Origin of the sequence: Flavobacterium poyangense, from assembly GCF_011751075.1 — a bacterium.
Lineage (GTDB): Bacteria > Bacteroidota > Bacteroidia > Flavobacteriales > Flavobacteriaceae > Flavobacterium > Flavobacterium poyangense.
This window is the reverse complement of sequence record NZ_JAALLN010000034.1, coordinates 1-3,137: the sequence shown is the minus strand read 5'-3', so window position 1 is coordinate 3,137 and position 3,137 is coordinate 1. Positions and strand designations below refer to the sequence as shown.

The 3,137-nt window shown below is 41.6% G+C and carries 1 protein-coding gene; it reads left to right on the top strand.

Going from position 1 to position 3,137, the window contains the following annotated elements; all coding sequences use genetic code 11:
- Nucleotides 1-3,137 (top strand): beta strand repeat-containing protein (locus tag G3A47_RS22450; protein WP_409994013.1); only part of this gene is annotated, 3,137 nt, incomplete at both ends.

The window sequence follows — 3,137 nt, the reverse complement described above, 5'->3', positions numbered from 1 at the left end:
CCTACTTGCTTAGTTGCTACAGGAAGTTTTGCTATTTCAAATTATAATGCAGCTTACACATACGCAGTAAATCCATCGACAGGAGTTACTATTTCAGGTGCTACTGTGACAGCTCCTGCGGGAACTTATAGTGTGACTGCTACATTAGGATCTTGTATTTCAGTAGTTTCTGATGATGTTGTGATCAATACACAACCAACAACCCCAATAAAACCAACAACAGGAACCGTAACACAGCCTACTTGCTCAGTTGCTACAGGAAGTTTTGCTATTTCAAATTATAATGCAGTTTATACATACGCAGTAAATCCATCAACAGGAGTTACTATTTCGGGTGCTACTGTGACAGCTCCTGCGGGAACGTATAGTGTGACAGCTACATTGGGAGCTTGTAGTTCAGTAGTTTCTGATGACGTTGTGATCAATACACAACCAACAACCCCAGTAAAACCAACAGCAGGAACTGTAACTCAGCCTACTTGCTCAGTTGCTACAGGAAGTTTTGCTATTTCAAATTATAATGCAGCTTATACATATGCAGTAAATCCATCGACAGGAGTTACTATTTCAGGTGCTACTGTAACAGCTCCTGCGGGAACGTATAGTGTGACAGCTACATTAGGATCTTGTATTTCAGTAGTTTCTGATGATGTTGTGATCAATACACAACCAACAACCCCAGTAAAACCAACAGCAGGAACCGTAACACAACCTACTTGCTCAGTTGCTACAGGAAGTTTTGCTATTTCAAATTATAATGCAGCTTATACATACGCAGTAAATCCATCAACAGGAGTTACTATTTCAGGTGCTACTGTGACAGCTCCTGCGGGAACTTATAGTGTGACTGCTACATTAGGATCTTGTATTTCAGTAGTTTCTGATGATGTTGTGATCAATGCACAACCAACAACCCCAGTAAAACCAACAGCAGGAACTGTAACTCAGCCTACTTGCTCAGTTGCTACAGGAAGTTTTGCTATTTCAAATTATAATGCAGCTTATACATACGCAGTAAATCCATCGACAGGAGTTACTATTTCAGGTGCTACTGTGACAGCTCCTGCAGGAACGTATAGTGTGACTGCTACATTAGGATCTTGTATTTCAGTAGTTTCTGATGATGTTGTGATCAATACACAACCAACAACCCCAGTAAAACCAACAGCAGGAACTGTAACGCAACCTACTTGCTCAGTTGCTACAGGAAGTTTTGCTATTTCAAATTATAATGCAGCTTACACATACGCAGTAAATCCATCAACAGGAGTTACTATTTCAGGCGCTACTGTGACCGCTCCTGCGGGAACGTATAGTGTGACTGCTACATTAGGATCTTGTATTTCAGTAGTTTCTGATGACGTTGTGATCAATACACAACCAACAACCCCAGTAAAACCAACGGCAGGAACTGTAACGCAACCTACTTGCTCAGTTGCTACAGGAAGTTTTGCTATTTCAAATTATAATGCAGCTTACACATACGCAGTAAATCCATCGACAGGAGTTACTATTTCAGGTGCTACTGTGACCGCTCCTGCAGGAACGTATAGTGTGACTGCTACATTAGGATCTTGTATTTCAGTAGTTTCTGATGACGTTGTGATCAATACACAACCAACAACCCCAGTAAAACCAACAGCAGGAACCGTAACGCAGCCTACTTGCTCAGTTGCTACAGGAAGTTTTGCTATTTCAAATTATAATGCAGCTTACACATACGCAGTAAATCCATCAACAGGAGTTACTATTTCAGGTGCTACTGTGACAGCTCCTGCGGGAACTTATAGTGTGACAGCTACATTAGGAGCTTGTAGTTCAGTAGTTTCTGATGATGTTGTGATTGCTAGTGAATGCGCTGATATCTCAGTAAGCAAAAAAGCCACTTATGTAGATGTAAACGGTGATGGCATTGCCAATGTAGGGGATAGAATTGACTATACTTTTGTAGTTAAAAATACAGGAAATGTAACTTTAGCTCCGGTAACAATCAGCGATGCCAATGCAGTAGTAAGTGGAAGCTTAGCAAGTTTAGCTCCAGGAGCAACTGACTCGGCTAGTTTTACAGCAGTTCATACCATTACTTTGGCTGATGTGAATAGCGGTCAGGTAGATAACGTAGCCACTGTAACAGGAACCCCTCCAACAGGGACGCCAGTTACAGCTAAATCAACCGATCCAAGTCCAATTTGTGCGACTTGTGCGCCAAAAGATCCTACTTGTACAACATGTACAACAGTTCCTTTAACTGCTTCACCAAAAGTTGAAGTAAGTAAAAAAGCAACTTATGTAGATGTAAACGGTGATGGCATTGCCAACGTAGGGGATAGAATTGATTATACTTTTGTAGTTAAAAATACAGGAAACGTGAGCTTGGCTCCGGTAACCATTACAGATGCCAATGCAGTGGTAAGTGGAAGTTTGGCAAGTTTAGCTCCGGGAGCTACAGACTCGGCTAGTTTTACAGCTGTTCACACGATTACTTTGGCTGATGTGAATAACGGTCAGGTAGACAACGTAGCTACAGTAACAGGAACCCCTCCAACAGGAGCGCCAGTTACAGCTAAATCAACCGATCCAAGTCCTATTTGTGCGACTTGTGCGCCAAAAGATCCTACTTGTACGACTTGTACAACAGTTCCTTTAACTGCTTCACCAAAGGTTGAAGTAAGCAAAAAAGCAACTTATGTAGATGTAAACGGTGATGGTATTGCCAATGTAGGCGATAGAATTGATTATACTTTTGTAGTTAAAAATACAGGAAATGTAACTTTAGCTCCGGTAACAATCAGCGATGCTAATGCGATTGTGAGCGGTACACTAACAAGTTTAGCTCCGGGAGCTACAGACTCAGCTAGTTTTACAGCAGTTCACACGATTACTTTGGCTGATGTGAATAACGGTCAGGTTGACAACGTAGCTACAGTAACAGGAACCCCTCCAACAGGAGCGCCAGTTACAGCTAAATCAACCGATCCAAGTCCAATTTGTGCGACTTGTACGCCGAAAGATCCTACTTGTACAACATGTACAACAGTTCCTTTAACGTCTTCACCAAAGGTTGAAGTAAGTAAAAAAGCAACTTATGTGGATGTAAATGGTGATGGTATTGCCAATGTAGGCGATAGAATTGATTA